Source organism: Exiguobacterium sp. s146, assembly GCF_018618415.1.
GTDB lineage: Bacteria > Bacillota > Bacilli > Exiguobacteriales > Exiguobacteriaceae > Exiguobacterium.
The window spans coordinates 661,207-685,833 of sequence record NZ_JACSMA010000002.1; the positions used below are offsets into that span (position 1 = coordinate 661,207).

17 protein-coding genes are annotated in these 24,627 nt (G+C 54.9%); 6 read left to right on the forward strand and 11 right to left on the reverse strand.

Features of this window, described 5'->3' with window-relative positions; all coding sequences use genetic code 11:
• Positions 1 to 41 precede the first annotated feature (41 nt).
• The 4 genes from KNP83_RS10030 to KNP83_RS10045 are packed head-to-tail and all read left to right on the forward strand — an operon-like array spanning position 42 to position 4,003.
• Entirely contained in the window at positions 42 to 794 is a 753-nt protein-coding gene (locus KNP83_RS10030) for a carotenoid biosynthesis protein (protein ID WP_214762334.1), read from the forward strand.
• Entirely contained in the window at positions 760 to 1,458 is a 699-nt protein-coding gene (locus KNP83_RS10035; protein ID WP_214762335.1) for a lysophospholipid acyltransferase family protein, read from the forward strand. The genes KNP83_RS10030 and KNP83_RS10035 overlap by 35 nt, the downstream gene beginning before the upstream one ends.
• Entirely contained in the window at positions 1,455 to 2,522 is a 1,068-nt protein-coding gene (locus tag KNP83_RS10040) for a glycosyltransferase family 2 protein (RefSeq protein WP_214762336.1), read from the forward strand. The genes KNP83_RS10035 and KNP83_RS10040 overlap by 4 nt, the downstream gene beginning before the upstream one ends.
• Positions 2,523 to 2,536: 14 nt before the next feature.
• Positions 2,537 to 4,003 carry a phytoene desaturase family protein gene (locus KNP83_RS10045; RefSeq protein ID WP_214762337.1) on the forward strand — a complete coding sequence of 489 codons (1,467 nt, stop codon included), beginning with the start codon at positions 2,537 to 2,539 and terminating at the stop codon, positions 4,001 to 4,003.
• A gap of 431 nt (positions 4,004 to 4,434) precedes the next feature.
• On the opposite strand, the gene KNP83_RS10050 is transcribed toward KNP83_RS10045, so the two are convergent.
• From KNP83_RS10050 to addB, 9 genes are all read right to left on the reverse strand, one after another.
• The gene (locus KNP83_RS10050) at positions 4,435 to 5,274 is read right to left on the reverse strand and encodes a phytoene/squalene synthase family protein (protein WP_214762338.1); all 840 of its coding nucleotides are present in this window, start codon (positions 5,272 to 5,274) and stop codon (positions 4,435 to 4,437) included.
• Positions 5,243 to 6,721 carry a phytoene desaturase family protein gene (locus tag KNP83_RS10055; RefSeq protein ID WP_214762339.1) on the reverse strand — a complete coding sequence of 493 codons (1,479 nt, stop codon included), beginning with the start codon at positions 6,719 to 6,721 and terminating at the stop codon, positions 5,243 to 5,245. Before KNP83_RS10055 ends, KNP83_RS10050 begins: the two co-directional genes overlap by 32 nt.
• A complete protein-coding gene (locus tag KNP83_RS10060; protein WP_214762414.1) occupies positions 6,718 to 8,244 on the reverse strand; it encodes a phytoene desaturase family protein in 1,527 nt (508 codons plus the stop codon). Before KNP83_RS10060 ends, KNP83_RS10055 begins: the two co-directional genes overlap by 4 nt.
• Positions 8,245 to 8,317: 73 nt before the next feature.
• Positions 8,318 to 9,319: a class I SAM-dependent methyltransferase gene (locus KNP83_RS10065; RefSeq protein ID WP_214762340.1), complete on the reverse strand. Its 1,002-nt coding sequence runs from the start codon at positions 9,317 to 9,319 to the stop codon at positions 8,318 to 8,320.
• Positions 9,320 to 9,421: 102 nt separating this feature from the next.
• Positions 9,422 to 9,802 carry a YisL family protein gene (locus KNP83_RS10070; protein ID WP_214762341.1) on the reverse strand — a complete coding sequence of 127 codons (381 nt, stop codon included), beginning with the start codon at positions 9,800 to 9,802 and terminating at the stop codon, positions 9,422 to 9,424.
• 126 nt (positions 9,803 to 9,928) lie between these two features.
• Complete coding sequence (locus KNP83_RS10075) at positions 9,929 to 12,487, reverse strand: sensor histidine kinase (RefSeq protein ID WP_214762342.1); 2,559 nt, start codon at positions 12,485 to 12,487, stop codon at positions 9,929 to 9,931.
• Entirely contained in the window at positions 12,484 to 12,846 is a 363-nt protein-coding gene (locus KNP83_RS10080; RefSeq protein WP_021066686.1) for a response regulator, read from the reverse strand. Before KNP83_RS10080 ends, KNP83_RS10075 begins: the two co-directional genes overlap by 4 nt.
• Positions 12,847 to 12,961: 115 nt before the next feature.
• Positions 12,962 to 16,564, reverse strand: a complete 3,603-nt coding sequence (gene addA / locus KNP83_RS10085; RefSeq protein WP_214762343.1) for a helicase-exonuclease AddAB subunit AddA — start codon at positions 16,562 to 16,564, stop codon at positions 12,962 to 12,964.
• Entirely contained in the window at positions 16,548 to 19,988 is a 3,441-nt protein-coding gene (addB, locus tag KNP83_RS10090) for a helicase-exonuclease AddAB subunit AddB (RefSeq protein WP_214762344.1), read from the reverse strand. The genes addA and addB overlap by 17 nt, the downstream gene beginning before the upstream one ends.
• A 159-nt stretch (positions 19,989 to 20,147) precedes the next feature.
• On the opposite strand from addB, the gene KNP83_RS10095 reads away from it, so the two are divergent.
• Positions 20,148 to 20,528 carry a truncated hemoglobin gene (locus tag KNP83_RS10095; RefSeq protein WP_214762345.1) on the forward strand — a complete coding sequence of 127 codons (381 nt, stop codon included), beginning with the start codon at positions 20,148 to 20,150 and terminating at the stop codon, positions 20,526 to 20,528.
• 55 nt (positions 20,529 to 20,583) lie between these two features.
• Positions 20,584 to 20,940, forward strand: coding sequence for a hypothetical protein (locus KNP83_RS10100; protein ID WP_021066690.1), 357 nt, complete (start codon positions 20,584 to 20,586; stop codon positions 20,938 to 20,940).
• Positions 20,941 to 20,967: 27 nt separating this feature from the next.
• On the opposite strand, the gene KNP83_RS10105 is transcribed toward KNP83_RS10100, so the two are convergent.
• A complete protein-coding gene (locus KNP83_RS10105) occupies positions 20,968 to 21,378 on the reverse strand; it encodes a hypothetical protein (RefSeq protein ID WP_214762346.1) in 411 nt (136 codons plus the stop codon).
• 131 nt (positions 21,379 to 21,509) lie between these two features.
• Positions 21,510 to 24,578: an efflux RND transporter permease subunit gene (locus KNP83_RS10110; protein ID WP_214762347.1), complete on the reverse strand. Its 3,069-nt coding sequence runs from the start codon at positions 24,576 to 24,578 to the stop codon at positions 21,510 to 21,512.
• Between the last annotated feature and the right edge of the window lie 49 nt (positions 24,579 to 24,627).

The window sequence follows — 24,627 nt, forward strand, 5'->3', positions numbered from 1 at the left end:
GTAACGAAAAACCTCTCTAGAATGGTAAGTGAGGTGATGAAATGAAAGTGTACCCATGGATTTGGAAATGGTTTTTGGTTTGGTATGTCATCGGGGTCATCCTCGTTGGCTTTGATTTGTTGCCGAGTTGGCTCGAATGGGCGAACCCGGTGTTCTTATGGCTTGCTGGGACCATCGGCGGGTGGGTGATTGCGGACGGCGTCCGACATGCCCGTTTGATTGTCCCGTTCATCTTCTTCGGCTCGATCGCCGTCGAGACGCTCGGTGTCAAAACCGGGTTCCCGTTCAGCGAGTATATTTACGCCGAGGCGTTCGGTCCGACCGTCTTCGGAGTGCCGGTCACAATCGGCGCGGCGTGGCTCGCCGTCATCGGTTCGAGCTTTGCCGTCGCCCGCTTGTTCTCGTTCAAGAACCGCACGCTCTGGCTCGTCCCGTTCCTCGCCGTTTGGCTCGACATGGCGATCGATCCGGTCGCCGCGAACGTGAAAGGCTATTGGGAATGGGCCAATGACGGTCTCTATTACGATATCCCGACGCAAAACTTCGTCGGTTGGTTCGGTCTGTCGCTCATCTTCTCGTGGCTCCTCGACCGGTTTGAAGTCGAGGCGGAACCGATGTTGCTCGGGCATGGTCGTTATTTGTTCGTCATGCTTCACGCCTTGTTCGGTGTCACGGCCGTCAACGCCGGCCTATACGGGATCGGTGTGCTCAGTATCGTGACCGCCGCATGTCTCATCTTGATAGAACGGAGGAGCCGTCATGATCAAAGCGAGCAAAAAGAAATGGTTCAATAACCTGTTCTCGACGTTCGTCAAAGAGCGTCAAATCCGTCCATTTTTCCATACGATTCACGTCCGGGCCGATGACGTGCCGACACCCGGCCTGTTTTTGAGCACCCACAGCTCTTGGTGGGACGGGATGATTTTGCTCATGTTGAATGAATATTATTTGCGCCACGATGTCCACGTCTTGATGGATGAGGACGGGTTGCGCCGCTTCCCGTTCTTCCGGCATTTAGGTGCGTTCTCCATCAAAAAAGGCAAACTGTCGGACGTGCGCGCCTCGCTCGACTATGCCAATCGGTTGTTAGTCGCAGGCAAGTCCGTCTGGGTGTTCCCGCAAGGACGTGAATATCCGCAGGAACAGCGCCCGCTCGAGATTGGTTCCGGTGCGACGATGTTGCTTCATCAACCGGAAGTCCGGCTGTGCGCCATCTATTACACGTTCGCGTCCCACGCTGCCCCGCTCGTCTATGTGCGATTCCGCAACCATACGGTCGTCTCCAAAACCCGGCGCGACCAAAAACACGAGCTCGCCGCAGCGCTCGAACGTCTCTATGACGACACGCGCGACGATGTGATCGCGCAATCCGACCGCTATATCGAATTATTCCCGCCGAAGCGCAGTTTGGCGGATTGGACGGAACACGTGCTCCAAATCGGAAGAGGTCGCTCATGATTCTGTTCGTCATCACGGCCATGATGCTCGTCTTCACGTTGGTAAACTTGCTGTTCCTCCGCCCGCTCACGGCGCCGGTACCGGCCCCGCCGACCGCGATTTGTATCCCGCTTCGGAACGAGGAGCGGAACGTGCCGAAGCTCATCACGAGTTTAAAGGCCGCCTTGACAGATGAATGCCACGTCTATTTATATGAGGACCGGTCCGATGACGGTACATACGAGGCGCTCATTCGAGCAATTGAAGACGATGCCCGCTTCACCATCTTCCGCGGGGTGCCGCTCCCGGACGGCTGGGCGGGCAAGGTCCACGCGTGCCATCAGTTGGCGACTCGGACGAACGAGCCGTACATCTTGTTCCTCGATGCTGATGTGACGATCGATCCGACGTTCATCGGACGGTTGCACGGTACGCTCGAACGGGAAGGAGCCGTCTTCTTGTCCGGCTTCCCCCGTTTCCCGACACCGACCTGGCTCGGAAAGCTGTTGATTCCGATGCAGCACGTCCTGATTGCCCAACACTTGCCGCTGTTTTGGCGCAAAGTCCGCCATCCCGCCTTCGCTGCGGCCAACGGGATGAACGTGCTCGTCGAACGGGCGAGCTATGAGGATGTCGGCGGCCACGCCTCGATTCACGATTCCTTGATTGACGACATCGATCTCTGTCGCGAGTTCAAACGACGTAAGAAAATCACGTCTCTCGTCAATGTCTCGCCGTATATCACGTGCGACATGTATGCGACGAATGAAGAAGTCTGGAATGGGTTTTCAAAGAACGTATTCAAGGGAATGAATGAAGCAGTGGGCATTGCCCTTTATTTCTTTTTCTACTACGGCATCCAGCTGTCTGCTTTCGTCGCCTTTCTCGTCCGCATGGACTGGATTTCATTCTTGGCGTGTGCGTCCGTCTTGCTCGCGCGCCTCGCCATCGACATCAAATCGGGAGGACGCCATTTTTGGCTCCATCCGTTCAGTCTCATCGCGTACTTGCTCCTCTTATCGAGCGCGGTCGTGCGTAAATGGCGACGAAAGCCGATTTCATGGAAAGGCCGTACGTATCAATAATTAGGAGGCATAACATGAAACATATCGCCATTATCGGCGCCGGGCTCGGCGGCTTGAGTGCCGCCGTCACCTTGGCGGCCCGCGGTTACGACGTGACCGTCATTGAAAAGAATGAACATGTCGGCGGGAAGCTCATGCCGATCATCACCGACGGACACCGCTTCGACTTCGGACCGAATACGATCACGATGCCGGACGTGTTCCGTTCCGTCATCCGCAACAGCGGTGCCAACCCAGATGACTATTTCGAGCTCGTCAAACTCGAGTCACACACGGTCAACCATTTCTCGGACGGTTCGACCTTCACATTCGATTCGGACCGCGAAAAAATGGAAGCCGAGGTGCGCCGTCTGACCGGCGACAAGGCCGATAAAAACCAATTGGCCGCTTACTTAGACAAGGCGGAGAAACTGTTCGAGATTGCCAACAACCGCTTCTTCACACGGATGGACTCGAAAATCGACACCGGTCTTTGGGCCGACATGATGAAAGTACATCCGCTCAAGAGCCTGCATGCGCTCCATAAGAAGTACTTCAAGGACCCGCGCATCATCCAAGCGCTCGACCGGTATGCCACGTATATCGGCAGCAGCCCATACGTCACACCGGGCACGTTCGCGCTCATCTCGCATCTCGAGCTGAATGATGGTGTCTATTTCGCCAAGGACGGGAACTGGACGATTGCGAAAGGGTTCGCGAAACGGGCGAGCGAGCTCGGCGTCGAGTTCCGGCTCGGCCATGAGGTCACGAAAATCGAAGTGACGAACGGCAAGGCCCATGCGGTCGTCATCGACCATGAAGAGGTCGTGTCGTGCGACGCCGTCCTGTTGAACGGGGAATTGCTCACTCAATATCCACGTCTCGTCGACGCAACGGACCGTCCTTCGTTCCCGGTGCCGACACGCGACACGATTGAACCGTCCGTGTCCGCTTTCGTCATCATGGTCGGCTTGAACAAACGATTGAACCTCGCCCATCACAACGTCTATTTCTCAGACGACTACGAGGCCGAATTCCGAGCCTTGTTCGAAGAGGAACGCTACGCCGACGAGCCGACGATTTATATCTCGAACTCGGCCCATACCGATCCGTCCATGGGGGAAGCTGGCGATAACTTATTCATCCTTGTCAACGCGCCGGCCCATATGACCGATATCGATGCCGAGACGTACGAGCATTTGATTCGTCGACGGCTCCGTACGTTCGGTGTCGATTGGGAAGACAGTGACGTCCTGTTCCACCGTCGCGTCACTCCGCTCGACTTGACCCGTGATTTTTACGCCTACTACGGTGCTCTCTACGGCACATCAGCCAATTCGAAAAAAGGTGCGTTCTTCCGACCGTCGGCCCGCTCCGAAGACGTCTCGAACATCTGGTTCGCAGGCGGTTCGACGCATCCTGGCGGCGGCAGCCCGATGGTGACGCTTTCAGGACAATTCGCGGCCCGGTCAATGTTAGAGGACATACCTCTGACAATTTGAACATTTTGTGAACAGAGGATTCGACACTTGTCGACACGGGACAGACATGATAATATCATAATCGAGTTCAAGCAGTTTCGTAACGTTGGTTACACCTGTAGCGATCGAATGGCTTCCCCGAGCCTATCGCGTTTTGAACTTGTCACACCCGAGAAAAAAAGTGATGAGCGAGTTTCCCCACTCGTATCCCGCAGCTGGAACAGCATGCATCTGATGTTCCCCCTTAGTCCATCAAGCATCCTGCTTCAGCGAAGATGCCCCATCGTTTCATTCCCCATGAGACGAGGCACATCTTTAGGGTTTCATCACGTCCGATTCGTTCGTTTCCCCGATGAACGAATCACATAACGCTTACACCACTTTTGGTCCCCCGCCAAAAGTGGTTTTTTTGTGCACAAAAAAGGCAGCCGTCTCGAGACGGCTGCCTTTGCTTATAGTCGGGCCAACAACTTGCCTTTTTGAATCGTCGAGACGTACGCCCGCTTTGTGAAGACGTCATGCCCGTTCTGCCGGGCGGCGTCTAAAATCCCTTCATAGAGGAGCGCTGCCGCCGCGACCGGCTTCCGGCTCGTCACGGGATACAAGTGATGCGTCTCCCGAGCGCTCGTATATAATGCTTCCGCACGCCGGGCCATCGTCTCCCAGACGTCGATGAACGCCGGGGTCACTTGCCGTGCGAACAAATCGGCTTCTGCGACATCGAACTCGGTGAGCAACGACTGCGGCACATAAATCCGGTCGCGGTCTAAGTCTTCCCCGACGTCGCGCAAGATGTTCGTCAACTGCATGGCAATCCCTAAATCGATGGCGCCTTGTTTCAACTGCTGGCGTCCGGCCGCATCGGCGTCCGGCGCGAGAATCGGCAACAGCATCAATCCGACGGTGCTGGCCGCATAATAGCCATACTGCTCCGTCTCCTCGATCGTCGCATAGCGCGTCTTATGTAAGTCCCATTTCATGCCTTCGGCCAACTCGAAGAACGGTTCGACGTCCATGTCGTATCGCTTCCAGACGTCCTCGAGCGCCACCCAGAGCGCGTCCGACAACGGTTCACCCGCCAAGAAACGATCGAACTCGGCCAAAAATTGCGTCAAACTTTCTTCTGGCCGGTCCGATTCATCGACCGCGTCATCGAGCGTCCGACAAAACGTATAGACCGCAGCCACGGCTTGGCGGTCAGGTTTAGAGAGCAGGGAAAAGGCCCGATAGAACGTGAGCGAGCCTTTTTTCATTACGTCTTCACATTGACGATACGCTTCTTGTGTCGTCATGGTACAATGCCCCCATTTCTTCTTCCATTCTTTTCACTAATAGTTGCGAGCCGATCATGACGATTGGGACGCCTCCGCATGGGTGGACCGATGCCCCGACCGCATAGAGACGGTCGATATGGGGATACGGACGGGCCTGCGGTTTGAACGCGGCCGACTGGGTCAATTTCGGGGCGATGCCAAAGCTTCCGCCCTCGAACAAACCGAATCGTTCCGCGTCCATCGGCGTCCGGACCTTCATCTCGATGACCCGGTCTCTGAAATCGGGCACCATCCGTTCGATGCGGCCCATCAAATGCTCGATGGCACCGCTCGCTTCGAAGTCTTCCCGTTCTAATTTACGCGGCACCGGCACGAGCACGTAGAGCACACTCGTCCCCGTCGGCGCGAGCGAGTCATCGATGATGGACGGATTGAACGTATACATCGCTGGATACTTGCTCAGTTTACCATCTTCGAAGATGGTCTGCATCGACCCGGCGAAATCATTCGGTAAATCGAATTGGTGGACCGGCAAGTCGATGTCCCCATCCACGGTGAAATACAGTAACAGCGTGCCGCTCGACGGTTCATACGACTTAAGTTTGACACCATCAATCAGCCGCTCCATGAGCGGGAAATCGCCGTTCACGACGACCGCATCGTACGGATGGACGCCCCCATCGACGACGACCGCATCGGCCCGTCCATCGGCGACGCGGACGCGTTCGACGTTCGCTTCTAACTTGAACGTGACGCCCCGCCGCTTCAACTCTTTTTCTATTTTCGTCGCGAGCGAGAAATATCCTCCTTTGACGTACCAAATCCCTTCTTCTTGCTCCCGATACGGAATCAAGCCGTAAAGGGATGGGGTATCGTACGGGTTGCCGCCGATATAGAGCGTTTGCAGGCTATAGGCGATGCGGAGACGCTCGTCTTTAAAGAAGCGTTTCATGTTCTCATGCGCCGTCTCAAACGCCTTCAAGCGCATGAGGAGCATCAACAGCTTCGGCTCGAACAAATCCGTCTTGCTCTTATAGCCCCGGTCCAAGAACGCATCGAAGCCGAGTCGGTACTCTTCTCGTTTTTGCGCCATATATTTTTTGAATCCGGCACCCTCGTTGAAGAGACGGTCGATTTCGGCCGCCTGGCGCTCGATGTCACGATATTTATAGAACGTCGTTCCGTCCTCATAACGCAGACGATAGAGCGGGTCGACTTCAAGCAGCTCGAGCTCACGCTCCGGGAAGCCGGCTTCTAACAGCTGACTTTTCAGTTTCCCGGGTAATAAGACGATGGTCGGCCCTTCATCGACGCGGGCGCCGTTCTCGAACTCGACGTAATTGAGGCGTCCCCCGACACGGGATTCTTTCTCATAAATGGTCACGTGCAATGACGGATATTTATGGGTCAGGAGCAAGGCCGCGTATAGCGACCCGATTCCGGCACCGACGAAGCTGATGTTCATTGGCCGACACCTGCCCGGTCACGCAATAAGTTTGCCGTAATCCGTGCCGATTCGAAAATCGTCGGAAGTCCGCTGCCTGGATGGGTACCCCCGCCGACGAGCCAGACGTGATCGAGTTCCTCGAACTGGTTATGCGGACGGAAATACATCATCTGCGACAAGTTGTGCCCGAGGTTGAACGTGGCCCCTTCGTACACACCGAACGCTTCCCAGTCGTTTGGCGTGAGCGGCTGCATGACCTCGATGTGCTGGCGAATGTCGCGATAAGGCGAACGGGTCTCGAGCGCATCGAGGACGCGTTCCGTCATCGTCGCCTCGAGTTTCTCCCAAGGCAAGTTCGACAAATTGTTCGGGACCGGCACGAGGACGTAAAGTGATGATTTACCGGCCGGTGCGAGCGTCGGATCAAGATTGGACGCGTTTTGTACGTAGAAGGAGAAGTCCTCGCTCAGCTTCAAATCTTGCGTCATCTCTTTCACGTTCCGCTCGTAGTCGTCGGCGAAATGAATCGAGTGATGGGCGACGTCGTCATAGACGCGATCGAGCCCGAGATAGAGCATGAACGTCGAGCACGAGTAACGCTTCTTCTTCAACTGTTTCGGACTCCAGCGCGTGAGCGCATCACTCGGGACGAGCGTCGTCATCGCATGGGCGAAATCGGCCCCGACGATGACTTCATCGAAGGCGTAATGGACGTTGTTTGACACGAGTCCGTTGACCGTCTTGCCGTCGAGCAAGAGACGGTCGACGCCTTCTCCGAGACGAATCTCTCCGCCCTCTTCTTCGATGACGCGCGCCATCGCCGTACAGAGTTGGTTCACGCCGCCAATCGGGTGATGGACGCCGTAAGCATGTTCCATGTACGACAAAATCGAGAAGCCGCCGGGGCAATCCCACGCCGACATCCCTAAATATTTGGCTTGGAACGTGAAGGCGTACTTCAGCTCTTCGCTCGTGAAATATTCCGATAACACGTCATATAACGATTTCCCAATCGACAAGAACGGTAACGCCTTCAAGACGCGCGTGGCCACGTAGTCCGTCAGCTTGTCATGTGCCGTCTGCAAGACCGGCATCAATTTCGACAGCTTGATCGCTTGTTCGGCCATGAAGCGCTCATAGCCCTCTCCGTTCCCGGGGAATTGCTCTTCAATCGCTTGATGCATTTGATCGCGGTCAGTCGTCATCGACAGAACCCGGTTCCCTCGGTCGAAATAAAGGTCGTACATCGGTTCGAGTCGTTTCATCTCGACATAGTCATGTAAATCCCGACCCGTCTCTTCGAAAATCTCTTCTAAAATATACGGCATATTTAAAAAAGTCGGGCCACGATCGAACGCGAATTCTCCGACTTGAAGACGAGACGTCCGTCCACCGACGAACGCCTGCTTCTCAAATACTGTTACCTTCACACCACGGCTTGCGAGCAGCATCGCGGCCGCAAGTCCTCCTGGTCCGGCACCGATCACGGCGACTCTTTTTTCCGACACGTTGAACAACTCCCTATGTGAATAGTCTCTTATGCTTCTATCTCATTATAGAAATGACTGGAGACAAGTTCAAATTTGAATCGGCTCGTCGTGTGTCCGCCATGTGTCAATTGCCGCGCTCGGCAATGACGATATACCATGATCCTTCCGGGATGAATGGGATAAAGCGAATATTTTCAAAGCCGACTTGTTGCATTTGACGGCGCAACTCTCGAATCGTTGGTAACGGGTGTAAGTTGTCGTGGAGGGTCATGAACGCATTGAACGCCGAGGCGAACCGTGAGCCTAGTGGCGTCTCTGCGAGCGGAGTGACGAGGACGGCGACACCGGACGCCTCGAGGTTCTCGAGCATCCGTTCGAGCAATTCGATTCGTTTTTCAGGCGAGAAATAATAGAGCATGTTGTTCATCATGACGGCATCAAACCGGTCCTCATGATCCCATTCCATGAAATCGGCCACTTCGTACCGAATGTCGCCCGATTCGTCCTGCTCTCGGGCCTGGGCGATGACGTCTTCTTCTAGGTCGATGCCGGTCAATTTCCACTCCGGTTCAAGACCATGCAGTTTTCGTAAGTAACCACCGTGCCCACATCCGATATCGAGCATCGTCTTGACGTCAGCCTGGCGCAACAATTGTTGAACGACCGGGAAAGCGACCGTCTCGACGAGCGTCGACGTCTGCGCGACGACTTGTCCATGCGTCGCCCCATCGAACGTCTTCTGCTTGCCCGACTCTAAAAAGTCAGGGTATGCGATGAGTGCCGGGATGTGTAGCTCCATCATCTCTTGGAGCATGAACCCGATGCTGCGCTCATCCTCGTGCGACAATTGATATTTCAAACTACGTGTCGGGAAATAGCGCCAGCCTCTCTTCTTCAAATGACGAACCGCGACCCCTACTTCAAGCCAACGTTCCAGCGCGAGCTTCGTCAACGGTTGCTTCAGACGAAGCGTCATCTCCGCAAAGCTGGCCCCACCTTGGAGCGCATCGAACAATCCATATTTATAGCCGATATATCCGTGCCAAAGCGGCAGGAATGATTCCGTTTGTTTCATCCATCTTCGCGCGTGCAAGACGCGTGACCATTCATTCATTTGTTGTTCCATCGTTTCACCTCATCGTCGTTATCACTGATTTTTTTATTTTCCCCTAATAATTTACGGACAAACAAAAAAATCCCACTCCGATGTGCGGAATGGGAAGCAACGTTAAATAAAGTTGCTGAAGAACGACTGTCCGTATGGCAACGCATAGCCGATGAAGATGGTCACGAGTGCAAGAACGACGAAACCGCCGAACATCGCGTTCGCTGGTTTTTTCTTCTTCACACGGATGAGCGTCATCTCACCGAAGATGAGCGTGAGCAGTCCGACCGTGATTTTCACGTGGTAGAACATGCCGCCACCGTTCAATTGTAAATACAAATAAAGTCCAGTGCCGAACGCGACGAGCAACATGAGTCGAAACACCATGTGGGCAATTTTCCCGCTCTTGTTCGCGTTCTTATAGCCGACATAGGCGACAGCGAACAAGACGAGTAATACAATCCAGCTCGTGACGTGCGTGTGTAGGAATGCAGTCAATGGCATCCAAAGTCCCCCTTTCCATTATGTACAACCTCTATTGTACACGAGTCGTTCGCATTTCGGTCAAGCAGGTGACTGAAAAATCTTTGCTTATACCAAAAAGGCGCCCATGGATGGGGCGCCTCATGATTAAGCTGTCGTCGTTTCTTGTTCACGTACGGCGTATTCGTAACTCGGAATGACGACCGTGAACGTCGAGCCTTGGTGTTGCACCGACTCGACATGAATCTGACCGGCGTGACCGCGGACGATTTCCTGACAAATCGGGAGCCCGAGTCCGGTCCCGCCGATTTCACGGCTGTCCGAGTTGTCGACGCGATAGAACTTGTCGAAGAGTCGGTCGAGCGCATCGCTCGGGATCCCGATTCCTTGGTCTTTCACTTTAATCGAAATCGATTGATCGTGATGGGCCAGCTCGACGGTGATTTTCCCGCCGTGCGGCGAATATTTCACCGCGTTTGAGAGCAGGTTGCTCATCAACTGTTTGAACTTCTGACAGTCGGCGAACAGTTCGTACGGGCGATCATCGGCCGTGACGAGCTCGAACTGGTGTTTCAACGACGACGCCTCATAGAACGTCATCATATCGCGAATGACTGGCTCGACATCGAGCTGTTCGCGATCATACATTTGACTGCCAGCTTCCATGCGTTGGACGTCGAGGAAGTCGTTGACGAGATGCGTCAAGCGCTCCGTCTCGGCATGAATCGTCTCCAAGTATTTCGCTTGCTTCTCGTTCGGTAACTGTTTCTTGACCATGAGTTCCGTGAACCCATAAATCGACGAGAGCGGCGTGCGCAACTCGTGCGAGATGGTCGAGATGAACTCGCTCTTCAAGCGTTCCGCCTCGGTCTCGCTCGTGATGTCACGGAAGACGAGCAACGTCCCTTTCGAGATGCCGCCGACGACGATGCGTTCCGCGTACATCTGTAAGTTCATCTCTCCTTTACGGATCGAGAAGCTGACACTGTCGTGCGGGAAGTCATCGGTAAAGAGCTGATCCGTGTACTTCAAGAAGTCGTCATTTTGGTCGACCGTCGTCGCAATCGTCTCGCGCCATTCGTTCCATGATAATTCGGCAAGCTCGTTCGATGTGATATCGTCGAGTTCTGGGAACATCTCATAGAGCGGACGGTTGACGAAGATGTCATCGGTCGAATGCTCGACGTAGATGACCGCCTCGCGAATCGAGTCGAGAATCCGTTCCGTCTTCCCTTTCTCGCGGGTCATCTCTTCAAACAGACGCATCCGGAGAAGCGAGAGCGACAATTGACGAGCGAACGACATGATGTCACCCATCTGCGTCTGCGTGAAGCGATCCTTATACCGGACGAGATAGATGAACGCGATAATCGAATCATCCGTCGGGTCATGGACCGGCACGGCCGTCTCATACATATAGTATGGATACGGGAGCGGATGGTCGCTCGCGACTTGTTTCGATGAGTGAACCGTCGTCCGGAGCGTCATCGCCCGCGTCAAGACAGAATTCTCACTATCGAGCAACTGACGGGTGAGCGTCTCGTTCAACCCGTGGCTCGTAATCGAGAATGAACCGGTCGCGTCGAGGAAGACGAGCGCCCCGACTTCCGAGTCGGTGATGGCGACGAGCTTCTCGATAATCTCTGGATACGCCGTCAACGAATCACGGGCCGCGAGCGTCTCGGTCAACTCGTTGCGGTATGCCAAGTGTTGTTCGTTCTGTTGCGTCTGCTCCAAGATTTCTTCAAGCTCTTGCTGTTGGGCTTGAAGCTCTTCTTGTTGCGCAATCAACTCTTCTTGTTGCGCTTGCAACTCGTGGTTCTTCTCAATCAAGTGACGTTCATTGTCACGCAGCGTCTCGGCCATCTTGTTGAACGACCGTGACATCGTGCCAATCTCATCTTCCCGTCCCATTTGATCGCTCAAATCGACAATCTCACCTTTGAGCAAGCGGTCCGAAGCGATTGAGAGACGCGAAATCAAGCGCGTTTGACGACGCAAGAACGGTTGGATGAACAGTAAAATCAAAGCCGCGAACGATAGGATGCTTGCAATCCAAAGGAACTGAAGAATATCGTTGTTCAATTTCCAAGTGTCATACACTTTTTGTTTCTCGCTATTCATCAAATCTTTATAATCGGATAAGGCCGTTTCAATCTGTTCAATCGGGCCGAGCGTATCGATGCCGCGCTCTGGGCTGTATGGGACGACGCCTTGCTCAATCAAACGCTGAGCGGTTGGTAACCCTAACACCGTCTCCGGGTCGATGGTCGTCTCGGTGATTTCCCCTTCTGCGCGCAACTGTCCGTATTCCGTCGTCACCGGTAGGATGACACCGAAATAGAAGTCATGGAACTCTTGCAAGTCCTCTGCAAAAATCTCACCTTGTTTCGTCTGGACGACGCTCTTGAACCAGTTGATTTCTTGTTGGAACTCGTTCTCTTTCGCTTTGGCCCGCTCGAGCGCCTCGGTGTCACCGAAGACGAGGTAGCCTCGGGCCTCATATTGGACCCCTTGCCAGTCGTCCCACAGCGTGTTCAAGCGCTCAATGCGTTGATCGACATCTTGTAGCCGTCGTTCGTTCTCCGCAACACGTTCTTCCATGTACATGTACATGAAAATCGAGCCGACGAGCGCGACCGCGAGGAACGAATAAAGGACGACCATGAGATCCCGTCCGAGTTTTTGTTTAAACCATCTGTTCAATTCACGATGCCTCCTATAATCTTCACCAATTCCAGGGGACTGAACGGCTTCGAAATAAAGTAGTCGACTCCAATCTCATTCGCGCAATCACGATCAGATTGTTGGCTCTTCGCCGTGAGCATCATCACTTTCGTATGTTGACGTCCTGGCAGTTTTCGTACTTTCTCAATGACCTCAAGACCGGTCATGCCTGGCATCATATGGTCGACAATCACGAGGTCGTACTCGTTCTGTTCGATTAGCCGGTAGGCCTCAAGGCCGTCTGGCGCTTCATCAATGTCATATCCTTCATCTTCTAATGTATCTAAAACGAGCATGCGCAATACTTCTTCATCTTCTGCTAGTAAAATTTTTACCATGACGATTCCTCCATTTTTTATCCCATTCCATTATTTTAACGGATTCAGTTCGTAATCACAAAAAATAAGGGTGTACGGTGTATAACCGTACCCCTTTTTCTTCACAACGTCTACATTATAATACAACAATTTCCTGCAATTCGAGCGAATAAATGAGCATCTGTCCGACCGTGATTCCCCAAATCGCCTCAATCGCCTCACGATAGAGCGAGAGTTGGACGTGATAGCGGTCACGCAACATGTGTTTGGCCGCTTCACGGGAATCACTCGAGAAGAGGACGGAGTCCGATTTGTAGTCGAGGAGCACATAGGTCTCCTCGTCATAAAACAGACAATCGATAATCCCTTGGATGAGCACGTGCTCGTCGATGAAAGTCCCCGCCGGATTGACCCGCTCGGCCGGGACGGTGTACGTGAACGGAAGCTCGCGCCAGCCTGTCCCGGTTTGAAGTGCTGCCGTCAACGCGCGGCCCGTATCCGAGGCAAAGAACGTCTCGATTTCAGGAATCGCGAGCCGTGCCGTCTCCGCCTCGATCGGACTGAGCATGCTTTCCGCTTCCCAGCGGTCGATTTGGACGTCGAGCGGCTCGGACGGGTCGATCAATTGGAAGACGAGATGCAACGTCGTTCCCCGTTCGGCCCCCGTCTGTTGGGATTGCTTCCATTTCGGTTCTCGATACGGTGTGTCTGTCGCCCGATACGTCTCTTCGAACGCGGCCTGCTCGAGTTGGAGCGCCCGCTTCAGCTCGGTCACCGTTTGTTTGGCCGCCGTCTCTGTCGCAGCCTGCCCCGGATAGGCGTAGGCGAACGCCCTGCGGACGAAATCGCTGACGTTCGCTTCGTCTTTGACCGGGAAATCGATCGCCTCGAACCGTTTGACGTGATGGAGTTGCGCCATCATCTCTTGGAGCGTGGCGACTTCCGCCAAATCATCCTCACCGATGATACGGTACGTCCACGATGTCGCTTCCTGTTGCGGCGCGATGACCGGCAAGCCTTGTTGTTCGAGGAACGGGGCCGCCCCTTCAAGCTTCAAGAGCGCCGGTGCGACCCAATCGAGATACGTCTTCGCGTCACGACGCGCATCGGCCGATAACGTCGTCCCAGTCTGCTCGACATGCAGCCACTGCTGAATCTGTTTGCCTGGTTCTTTAATCGTCCCGACCAAAATCAACTTCTCTTTCGCCCGGGTGAGCGCGACATACAGGACGCGCATCTCCTCGGCCTTCATCGTGGCATCGAGATCGCGGCGAATCATCTCTTTGACGAACGTCTCGGTTTTCGTCCGTGTGACGACATCGATGGCGTCGAGCGAGATGCCGTACCGTTTATGGAAGATGACGCGCTGCATTTGATCACGTTTATTGAACTGCTTTCCGAGCTGGGCGACGATGGTGACCGGGAATTCAAGTCCTTTTGACTTGTGGACCGTCATGATGCGGACGACGTTCTCTTCCTCGCCGAGCGAACGTGCCTCGGACAAATCCTCGCCGTTGTCTTGAAGCCGATCCATGACACGGAGGAAGCGATACAAACCGCGGTATCCGCTCCGCTCGTAAGACAATGCCCGGTCATAGAGCGCCTTCAAGTTTTCTTGGCGCCCTTTCCCACCTGGCAAGCCACCGGCGAAATCATAGAAGCCGGTGTCGTTGAACACTTGTTGAATCAGTTCCGACAAACTATGGTTCCGGGCGAACGTACGCCACGCCGACAAGGCATCGAGCACATCGCCGCATTTCAGACCGAGGTCATCCTCATCGTCCGCTTTCGCCTTGAGCGCCTCGAAGAACGAGTCCTCTGATTCAAGGCGAATCTTGGCCAGTTCTTGGTCGCTGAAGCCGAACATCGGCGAACGGAGCGCCCCCGCGAGCGGGATATCTTGGAGCGGGTTGTCAATCAATTTCAGCACGGCGAGCATCATCCGAATCTCGGTCGCTTGGAAATAGCCACCGTCCGAATCGGTATAGGCCGGGATGTTGTACTGCGTCAAAATATCCATCAACTGTTCGACACGCTCTTTTTTGGAGCGGACCAAGATGACGATATCGCGATATTCGCACGACCGTAGTAAACCGGTCGCCTCATCGGTCACCTTGAACGGCTCTTCGCCCGAGACGAGCTCTAAAATCCGGGTCGCGATGGCACGGCCCTCGAGCTCTTGTTTCGAGAGGTCACGGCTCTCACCGTTGACGAGGATGAGCTCCGGGGTAGCCTCGAGCTCTTCATAGTCTCGACCTGGTACGAGCCGGGCCGCCTCATCGTACTCGATTTCACTCACTTCCTCGTCCATCAACCGGACGAACAAGTCGTTGATGCCATGGAGCACTTCGGCCCGGCTCCTAAAGTTTTGGGATAGGTCGATTCGTTGTCCTGACCCGCCTTGTCTGAAGCGGGTCGCCTTCTCGATGAACAGACGGGGCTCGGCATGGCGGAACCGGTAAATCGATTGCTTGATATCGCCGACCATGAACAAGTTGCCGACCTGTTCGGCCTCATGGCTGACGAGTCCGATAATCGTCTCTTGAATCTCGTTCGTATCTTGATACTCATCAATCAACACTTCGGCGAAGCGCTGTTTATAGAGCGACGCGACCGAGGAGGGTCCGTCTCCGTCCCGCAAAATCGCGAGCGCATAATGTTCCAGGTCGCTGAAGTCGACGAAGGCACGGTCCCGCTTCGCCTGCTCATAGGCGGCACCGAACGTCCGGACGGTCTTGACGAGCGTCTCGACGAGTGGCCGTTGCGTCATCAAGACATCCAAATAGTCCGCCCCGCTCGTGCCGGCCTGGGCGATCGCCTCGCTCAACTTCTTCTTCGCCTGGTCATAAGCCGGTTTCAACACCGTGTGATAGACGTGGTGTTCGTCTTTCTTCTGGACGGATTTCATCGTCCCGAATTTGACGGCGCGAGCGGCCGTCTCGAGTTCGCTCCACTTGAACGAGGCCGGATCAAGGTTCGCGAACGGCAAAATCGCCTGTTGCACGTTCTCGGATTGCGCCTCGTACCCGGCGAGCCGAAGCTCGATGGCGACGCGCCGAAGTTGGCGTAACGCTTTCTCGATGTCTACCCAGAGCAGGTGTCCGAATTCGATTAACAGCTGCTCATCATCCGGGTCCCCGTCAAACTGATACAACGAGACGAGCTCGTCCAAATAAGCTTCCGGGTCCGGCAGCGTGCGCGCATAGTGATAGAGTCCGAGAATCAACTCCTCGATTTCACTGTCGCCGCGGTCGGACGTGTAGGCGTCAATCAAGGCGAAGAAGGCATGGTCTTGTTCGCCATAGGCGTCTTCGAGCACGTCTTCGAGCACATCGTCCTGCAAGAGCACTAAATCACGCTCTTCGGCGATTTTGAACGCCGGGTCGAGGTCGAGCAAATAGTAATTCTCTCGAATCACCTCGAGACAGAACGAGTGAATCGTCGTAATGAGCGCTCGGTTGAGCATTTGGCGCTGTTTCCGAATATAGGCGTTCTCCGGATCGTCACGTAGCGCTTGATCGAGCGCCTTGGCGATGCGCCGCTTCATCTCGGCTGCCGCCGCGTTCGTGAATGTGACCACGAGCATGCGGTCGGCCGTCAATTCGTCCGCCTCATCCAAGAGACGGCTCGCGAGCCGTTCCACGAGGACGGCCGTCTTACCGGAACCGGCCGCCGCCGAGACGAGCACGTGCGATCCTCTGGCATCGATGGCCGCTTGTTGGTCATTCGTCCACTTCATCGGCGTCACCTCCTAATCTTGACAAGACGTCATCTTTTTCTAGCTTTTTCAACTGCCGCGCCTCGTTGGACAACGCCTCATCAAAGTGACAGACACTTTGGAACGGGCACGTCTGGCAGGGCCGGCGTTCTTTATATTCATATGGTTCGACCCCGATGTCACCGTCATACATCGCTTCGGCGCTCGACTGGGCCAGGTCGATGGCATGGTCCATCAACTGCTCGAGTTGCGGTGGCGAGACGACCTTTTTCGTCGTGTTCGCATCGAGCGTCCCGTCTTTCTTGTACTTGACCGGGATGACGATCGATTTTTTCTGGTCGTGTTTCGCCGTCCGGTCCATCATCTCTAAAATGGCCGGGTCATCGACGAGCAACCCTTGCATCTGATACGACTCGAGCACCTTGCGCTCGGTGTCAGCGTCCGTCTCGGCCGGAGCGACGAGCGGACGATGGACATGGAAATAGAGCGCGGCCGCCGGGGCGACGTTCTCTTGCGTCCAGGCGTTCGCCTGCTCAATCAACACCTTCAAATAGATGAGCATCTGCATCGCGAGCCCGTAATAAATCTCGGCGAAGTCAATCTCTCGTTTGCTCGACTTGTAGTCAACGATTCGGACGTACAATTGGTCGTGAATCGAGGCCGTATCGACCCGGTCAATCCGACCGACGAGTTCGCACGTCGCCCCGTTGCTGAGCGTGAACGACACCGGCGGGAAATTACCGCTGCCGAACGCGAGCTCAAAGGCGACCGGGTCGAATCCATCTCGTTTCGACTGCTCGATTAACACTTCCGCCGTCTTGCTGACGACGTCGGTCAGTTTCTTCTTCAAATAGCCATATCGGTTCGAACTCATCAAAATCGCGTTTTGAATCTCAGGTGTGACGAGCTCGACGGCCGCCTCGGCGAGAGACGAACATTCCTCTCGGCTCACATCGCGCCATTCCTTTCCTTCCATCTGCACGGTCTGGGACATGTGCTCGATGGTGCGATGATACAAGTTGCCGATATCCGGCGCCTCTAAGCGATACAAGCGGCGCTCTTTTAACCGGAGACCGTAACTCGCGAAGTGACGGTACGGACAGGCTTGGAACGTCTCGAGCCGTGAGACGCTCGCGCGAATCGAGTTCGTATACAGCGACTTGGCAACGTCTTCTGGTAACGGCTGGGGCACGTTTTGATAGAAGAGCGCGCTCGTCAACAACCGGATCCGCTCGCGGCCTTCGGGATGTTTCAACAGCTCGTTATATACGGTGAACCACGTGTCTTGAATCGGATAATGGCGACTGAGCCGTTGCAGTTCGAGCGCCGTGACCGCCGCCGTCTGATTCACGTTCGTGATGAACGACAACTGGTCGCTCGGACGATGTTCCCCGGCTTCTGCGAAGTGGGTCGTCACGACTTTCCCGCCGCCAAGACGTGCTTTCAGGTCCGCGATGAAGCTGGCTGGCTGAATCGCTTTCCCCGAGCGGTCGACGAGCGCGTAGCTGACGAATAGGCGATGGCTCGGTGCGGTGAGCGCCTTATACAAATAATACGTCTCATCGTCAAACAAGTGCTCGGTCGCTTTGCCGGCCCGGACGCCGTTCTCGTGCATGAAGTCGAGGTCCTGGTCGGTCAATAGTTTCGACTGGGTCGAGACGAGCGGGATTTGATCTTCGTTCGCCCCGAGCAAGAAGACGACTTTTTTATCCAGCAAGCGGCCCCGGACATAATCGGTGACCGTCAATTGATCCAGTGAAGGCGGGACGAGCGCATAGCGCAGGCTATCGAGCCCGGTGTCCATCATCTGGAGGAACAACTCGGTCGAGAGCGTCTCGTCCGGCGCGGCCGCCTCCAGCTGTTCGAGCAAGTGCAACACGGCATCCCACACTTGCGTATGTTCGCGCGCCTCGAGCAAACGTGCCTCTTCGAGCGCCTCATCTCGCCAATGGGCAAGACAGGATGCCACGCCGACTCGTTCCAAGAACGCGTAGATGGCATGCGTATACGCCTGCATCGTCTTCGCCGCTTTCAAGTCATCCAACAGCGGGTCGAACGTGTCGACGACGGTTTGACGATAGCGATTGAGTGCCGTCTCCGCGTCGAGTTCTTCGCCGGTCAATCGCGCCTCTTCTTCGGCGCGACGTTTCAAGTACCACGCATCGTGCCAATGGTAATGTTTGATGCCTCGTTCAATCACGAACGCCTCGAGCCGGTCGACCGACGTGCGCCGATGCTCCGCATCGAGCAGAATGAGTTCCGTCTTCAGCGCGCGAAATACGGGCTCTTCCCGATAGCCGCGCAAAGCGACTTCAATCGTCGCCTTCAACAGTTCGACGACCGGGTGATCGAGCATCGGCTGCCGTTCGTCGAGGAAGAACGGTAAGTTCATTTTTTGGAGCGCCTGCGTCGCCAAATCGCCGTACGCTTCAAGCGAACGGGACACGAAGGCGATATCGCGGTACCGGAACCCTTCCTCGCGGACGAGCCGCACGACTTCACGGACGGCGGCCTCGACTTCTACCGAACGGTCGACGGCCGCGTGTAGCACGACGTGCGAATCGGGACGTGTATACGGCGCTGCCGACACTTGACCGAACGTGGCCTCGAGATAGGCCAGGCTCGGATGTTGGAAGCGAGGTGCGCCCGTGTGAGGTGTGTCGGTCGACGAGATCCCGCGTTCCGATAACAGCTCTTTGAAACGCATGAGTGTGCGTTGTGTCGGCCCGAACGACGGATGCGGCCGATAGAGCGAATCTGGGTCAATCGTCAATAGGACGTCGAGCGGCGCCTTCTCTGCCAAGGCGCCCAGCACCGCCAGCTCCTGCTCCGAAAATTCATTGAACCCGTCGACGTAAAACCGGGTCCCGGTCAAATCGATGTCCGGTAACAATTGCAACAGCACGTTAAAGTAATCTTCGGCGTGAAGCGATTTTCCTTCTGTCATCGTCAAGAAGCCTTCATATAGGATGGACAGGTCTTGCAGCTTGAGCGACCGGTGTTGGTCTTGCTCGCTCAGACGGAGCAATTGCTCCGGATCAACGAGTCCCCGTTTGAGGAGCGTGATCAACGCATTCAATTCTTCATAAAACCCGAATTGGTTCATCGTCCGGCGAAACAGCGTCAAGCGCTCCTCATTCATCTCGACGACACGGCGCAACAGCAAATGCGTCCCGGTCTGGTCCAAAAACTGTTCGGTCGAGACGCCACGGTCGCGCATCATCAAAAAGGCGAGACGGCGCATCGACAGGACTTGAATCCGGGTCGACCCGTTCAAGCCATCGGTCATCGCCATCTTTCGTTCCATTTCAAACGACATCTGGTCTGGGACGAGCATGTAGATGGTCGGTCCGCTCGGGTCACGCTTCAGCTCTTCGATGACATGTTTCGTCATCCATTCGCTTTTTCCGCTCCCGGAACGCCCGACATGAAAAGTGACCGTCATTTAGGCGAACACCCCTTCCCTTTTTTCTTTATTATGACCCATTCCGGACCGTTTGTAGAGGGAAATCCATTGAGACCCCGATAAGAAAATTGACCAGCCCGCATCGTTCCCATTTTCGACGAAAATCGATTAGACTGGACGTATGAGGGGGAAATGAACATGAGTGCATATGAACAATTCGGCGGCGAGCGCGGTGTGCAGCAACTCGTAGACGCCTTTTATGATCTCGTCTATGCCGATCCGGTGTTATTACCGCTGTTCCCGGACGACAAAGACCGGGTCAAAGCGCATCAATTCGAGTTTTTAACACAGTTGCTCGGGGGACCGAAACTGTATACGGAACGTCGCGGTGGCGGCAACCTGGCGATGATTCACCGGGACCACCCGATCTCTGAGACGCATGCCGGGCATTGGCTCGGGTGCATGGAGCAAGCGCTCAAAACGGTCGATGCACCCGAGTCGATCAAGCAACAGTTGTTCCACCGCTTGATCATGTCATCCTCGAACGTCGTCCGCGTCTGCTCGCACCATTTTGAGTAGTCAGCCTTTCGAAAAGCGGGTATGATAAGAAAGTAAGTAAAGGAGGTCGTTTTTCATGACAGAAGAAGAAAAGAAAGAGGCCGTTTCGTCTGAAGAAGAAACGGAAGAAGTAGAACCGACGGCAGTCCTCGCCGACGCCCTCGAAGAGGACGAAGAGGAAGAGGACCAGCCCGAAGAAAAGAACATGGACCACATTAAAGGTGTGTTCAACTATATGCACGAGAACGGACGCGAGTACCGCGTCGTCTTTTATCAAGACCGGAAAAACCTCGTGTTCCGTGAACTCGGCAACGGGAAAGTCGAATTCGTCGGACGTTTCACAGACGAGGCATATGATGAAGAGAACGAAGCAGAGATGCGCGAACTTGGCGAGCAACAGCTCGAACGCATTCTTGCGGATCGTCTCAAATAAAAAAATCGCCCGATTTGGGCGATTTTTTTATTTTCCTTTGTTGCGCTTTTTCTTGCGGAGTGCATAAATGACCCCGGCAATCCCACCAGCGACGGCAATCCCGGCCATGGCCGGCACGAGGATTTTCTTCGTCGGAATCATCTCTTTGACCCGCTCGTACGGTGTCGGCACCGACAACTCGAGTTGAACGGCCGACTCACCATGACCGTTGGCCCGCGCTTTGCGTGCCGCATCGGTGATGACGACGCGTCCTGTCGTATAGCGTCGAACGCCATGCTCATCTGTATATGGACGTCGGACACGTTTGACACCACGAACCGTCTTCCCGCGGGCTGCATCCGGACGGACGACACGTTCGCTCGTCCACGCTCGGCCTCCTGTCGCACTGTAAGCCGGGCGAATCGTCCGGCGATTTAACCATGTGTATGAATCATTCATCGTTGATTCCCTCCAATATTGTGAATTCCTTCTCTTATTATACCCATAGAGCATCTCACAAAAACATACGTTCACTTGCCAGTCGGACCGACGACATGAAAAAAGACCGGCACGATTGGCCGGTCTTTCCCTTACTCTGTGAACGGTTTATCCCGGTGGCGACGTTTCGCCAAAATCAAATAGTAAGCCGGGACGAGCACGAGCGTCAGTACCGTCGAGAACAAAATCCCAGATACGATACAGATGGCAAGTGGTTTGAAGAGCGGGTCTTGTCCGAACGCGACTGGCAAGAGGGCGACGACAGCGGTCAAGGCCGTCAATAGAATCGGACGAATCCGAGCCCGGCCCGCCTCATAGACGGCAGTCGTGACAGCTATGCCGTCCCGAATCCCTTGCTCGATGAACTCGAACAAGACGACGGCGTTCCGCACGACGATTCCGGCGAGCGAGACGATCCCCATCGAAGCCATGAAGCTAAATGGCGTCTGCGTGACGAACAGTCCGACGACCGCTCCGGCAATTGCCAAGTAAATCGTGAACAAAACGAGCATCGGCAAAGACAATGAATTGAACTGGAACGCGATAATCAAGAAGATTAAGAACAAGACGACGACAAACAATGTGGCGAGTTCTAGGAAGAACTCGTTTTGTGTGTCACTTGCCCCTGATTGATCAAAGGCGATCCCGTCATCGGTCAATGCAGACTCTGCATCGGCGAGCACGCGGTCGACGTCTTGTTTGAACGCCTCCTCGTCCATGCCTTCGCTCGCATAGATTTGGAGCGTCACAGTCCGTTCCCCGTTCTCACGCGGAATCTGTTGAATCTGTTCCGTCGTCGTCTCGGTGACGAACGTGCTGAGTGGTGCGACCGGAGGACCAGCTTCCGTGTCGACCGGGACGAGAATCTCGTCCAAGGCGAGCGCTTCACGGTTCGCTTCCGCATCGACGACGATTTTCACATCGCGCTGTTCGACACCATCATCGAACGTACCGATTGGAATTCCGTCCGTGACGAGGCGAATCTGGTCACTGATTTCTTTCGCCGTCACACCGGCAGCCGCCATCACGTCACGGTCGAGCTCGTACGTGAGCGTCTGGAACGGCTCTTTAATGTTGTCGAGGACGAGCGCACCGTCAATCTCCTCGAGGTCCGCTTTTACGGTATCACGTGCCGCCACGAGCTCGTCGATCGTCTCGCCGCGCATCGTGAACTCGACAGGTGCCGACGTCGGCGGTCCTTGTTGTTGGGTATCCAAGAAGATTTCAGCATCCGGGTTGTTTTCCCGGATTTGCGTCGTATACTCATCAATCAATTGAATGGCATCGATTGTCTCGTTATCGACGCGGACGACGACTTGGCCGGTGTTGTCACCGGTTTGGTCGAGTCCGCCCGTGAATAGGCTTGGTAGCCCGCCCCCGGCAAAGATGGACGTCTCCGTGACACCGTCGATGCTTTGAAACTCTTCTTCGATGGCTTGAAGTCTCCGTTCCGTCTCTTCCAAGTCGGTCTGGACCGGGAACGTGACACTCGTCACGACTTCTGGTCGGTTCGCGGCCGGGAAGAATTCGAACGGTGTCAATAGAATCAATCCGTACAAGGCGGTCGTGATGACGAAACCGACGAGTCCGAACGTCCATGGACGCTTCGCGACTTTCGGCAATAACGTGTCCGCATAGAAATTACTGAGACGGTTGAGCGGTTTTCCTAGCCAACCTGGCTCTCGTTTTGAGACTTTGACTTGTTTTCGGTTCAACCAGTATTGGGCGATCGGGACGAGAGTCAAACTGATGACCATCGACGCGAGAACCGACAGCGCCAACACGGTCGGCAAGGCACGGATAAAGTTCCCGTTCGCACCTGACAAGAGCGTCAACGGCAAGAAAGCGAAGACGACGGCGAGCGTCGATGTGACGATCGAGCCCCACACCTCTTTTGTCCCGCGTACGGAACCTCCCATCGCCGTGTCCCCTTTCCGGTAACGGCGCAGGATGTTGTCGTTGACGACGATGGCGTCATCGACGAGAATCCCGAGGGCGATGATGGCCCCGATGATGGAGATTTGGTTCAAGTCGACCCCGGTGAAACGAAGCGGAATCAACGCGAGCAAGAAGGATAATGGGATCGCCAAGCTGACGATAATCGATCCTGATACCGTCAAGCCGATCGTCGTGACGACGATGACGGCGATCATGGCGACGATGAACTCTTTCGTCAACGACGAGAAGATCGCGTCGACCGCTTTGGCCTGCTCATAATAAGGCACGAGCTCGACGTCAGCGATATCACCGACTTCCGCTTCGACGACTTCATCGACTCGTTCTTGAAGCGTCGGGATATCTTGTCCCGACTCGATTGTGACCGTCAAGGAAATCGCGGGCTGTCCATCGAGCGAGACGAGGTCCGTGACCGCTTTGTCCGTCTCTTCGACCGTACCGACATCTTCGAGAAGAACGGGCGTCCCGTTCACTGATCCGACGACGACTTGACCCATGTCATTGACATTCGTCAAACTGTCAATCGCCAACTGATAGATGCCCTCTTCCGTCGACTGGCGGCCGAGCGGAGTCGTCTTATATTCTTCATTGATGGCCGTCAAGACGTCCGGGAAGGCGAGTTGGCGTTCCCCGAGTTCGGCCGAGTCGAGCGAGACGACGAATTCGGTTTCTGGCAACCCTTTGATGGTCACTCCGGTCACGCCATCGGTCCGCAACAAGCGCTCTTCCAACCGCTCGACATCTTCGCGAGCCGCCTGCAGCGTTTCGCGGTCGTCCGCGGTCAACAAGTATGATGCGACCGGTAATTGCCCAATCGAGTCATTGACGGTCGGTGCGAGCGCATTTTCAGGCAAGCGCGGCGCGGCATCTGAGATGGCTTGGCGCACGTTCGCCTGGAGCTCACTCCGGTCGAAGCCGTCTTCATACTCGACGGTGATGTTTGAGAACTCGGATGCGGATAATGATGACACATTCTCGATTCCATCGAGTCCTCTCAATTCAGTCTCCAAAATATTCGTGACGTTCCGTTCGACCGTCTCTGCGGTCGCGCCTGGATATGGCGTCTGAATCAAGATGATATTGACACTCGTCTCCGGAATTTCACGCTTCGGTAATTGGAAGAACGTGAGCACTCCGACGATGACTGCGACGAGTAAAAACACGATGACCAGTTTCCCTCGCTCAATCATTTTTTGAAAAAACATGGTGACCCCTCACTTTCAGATAATGTGCAAATACACATATGAACTATTC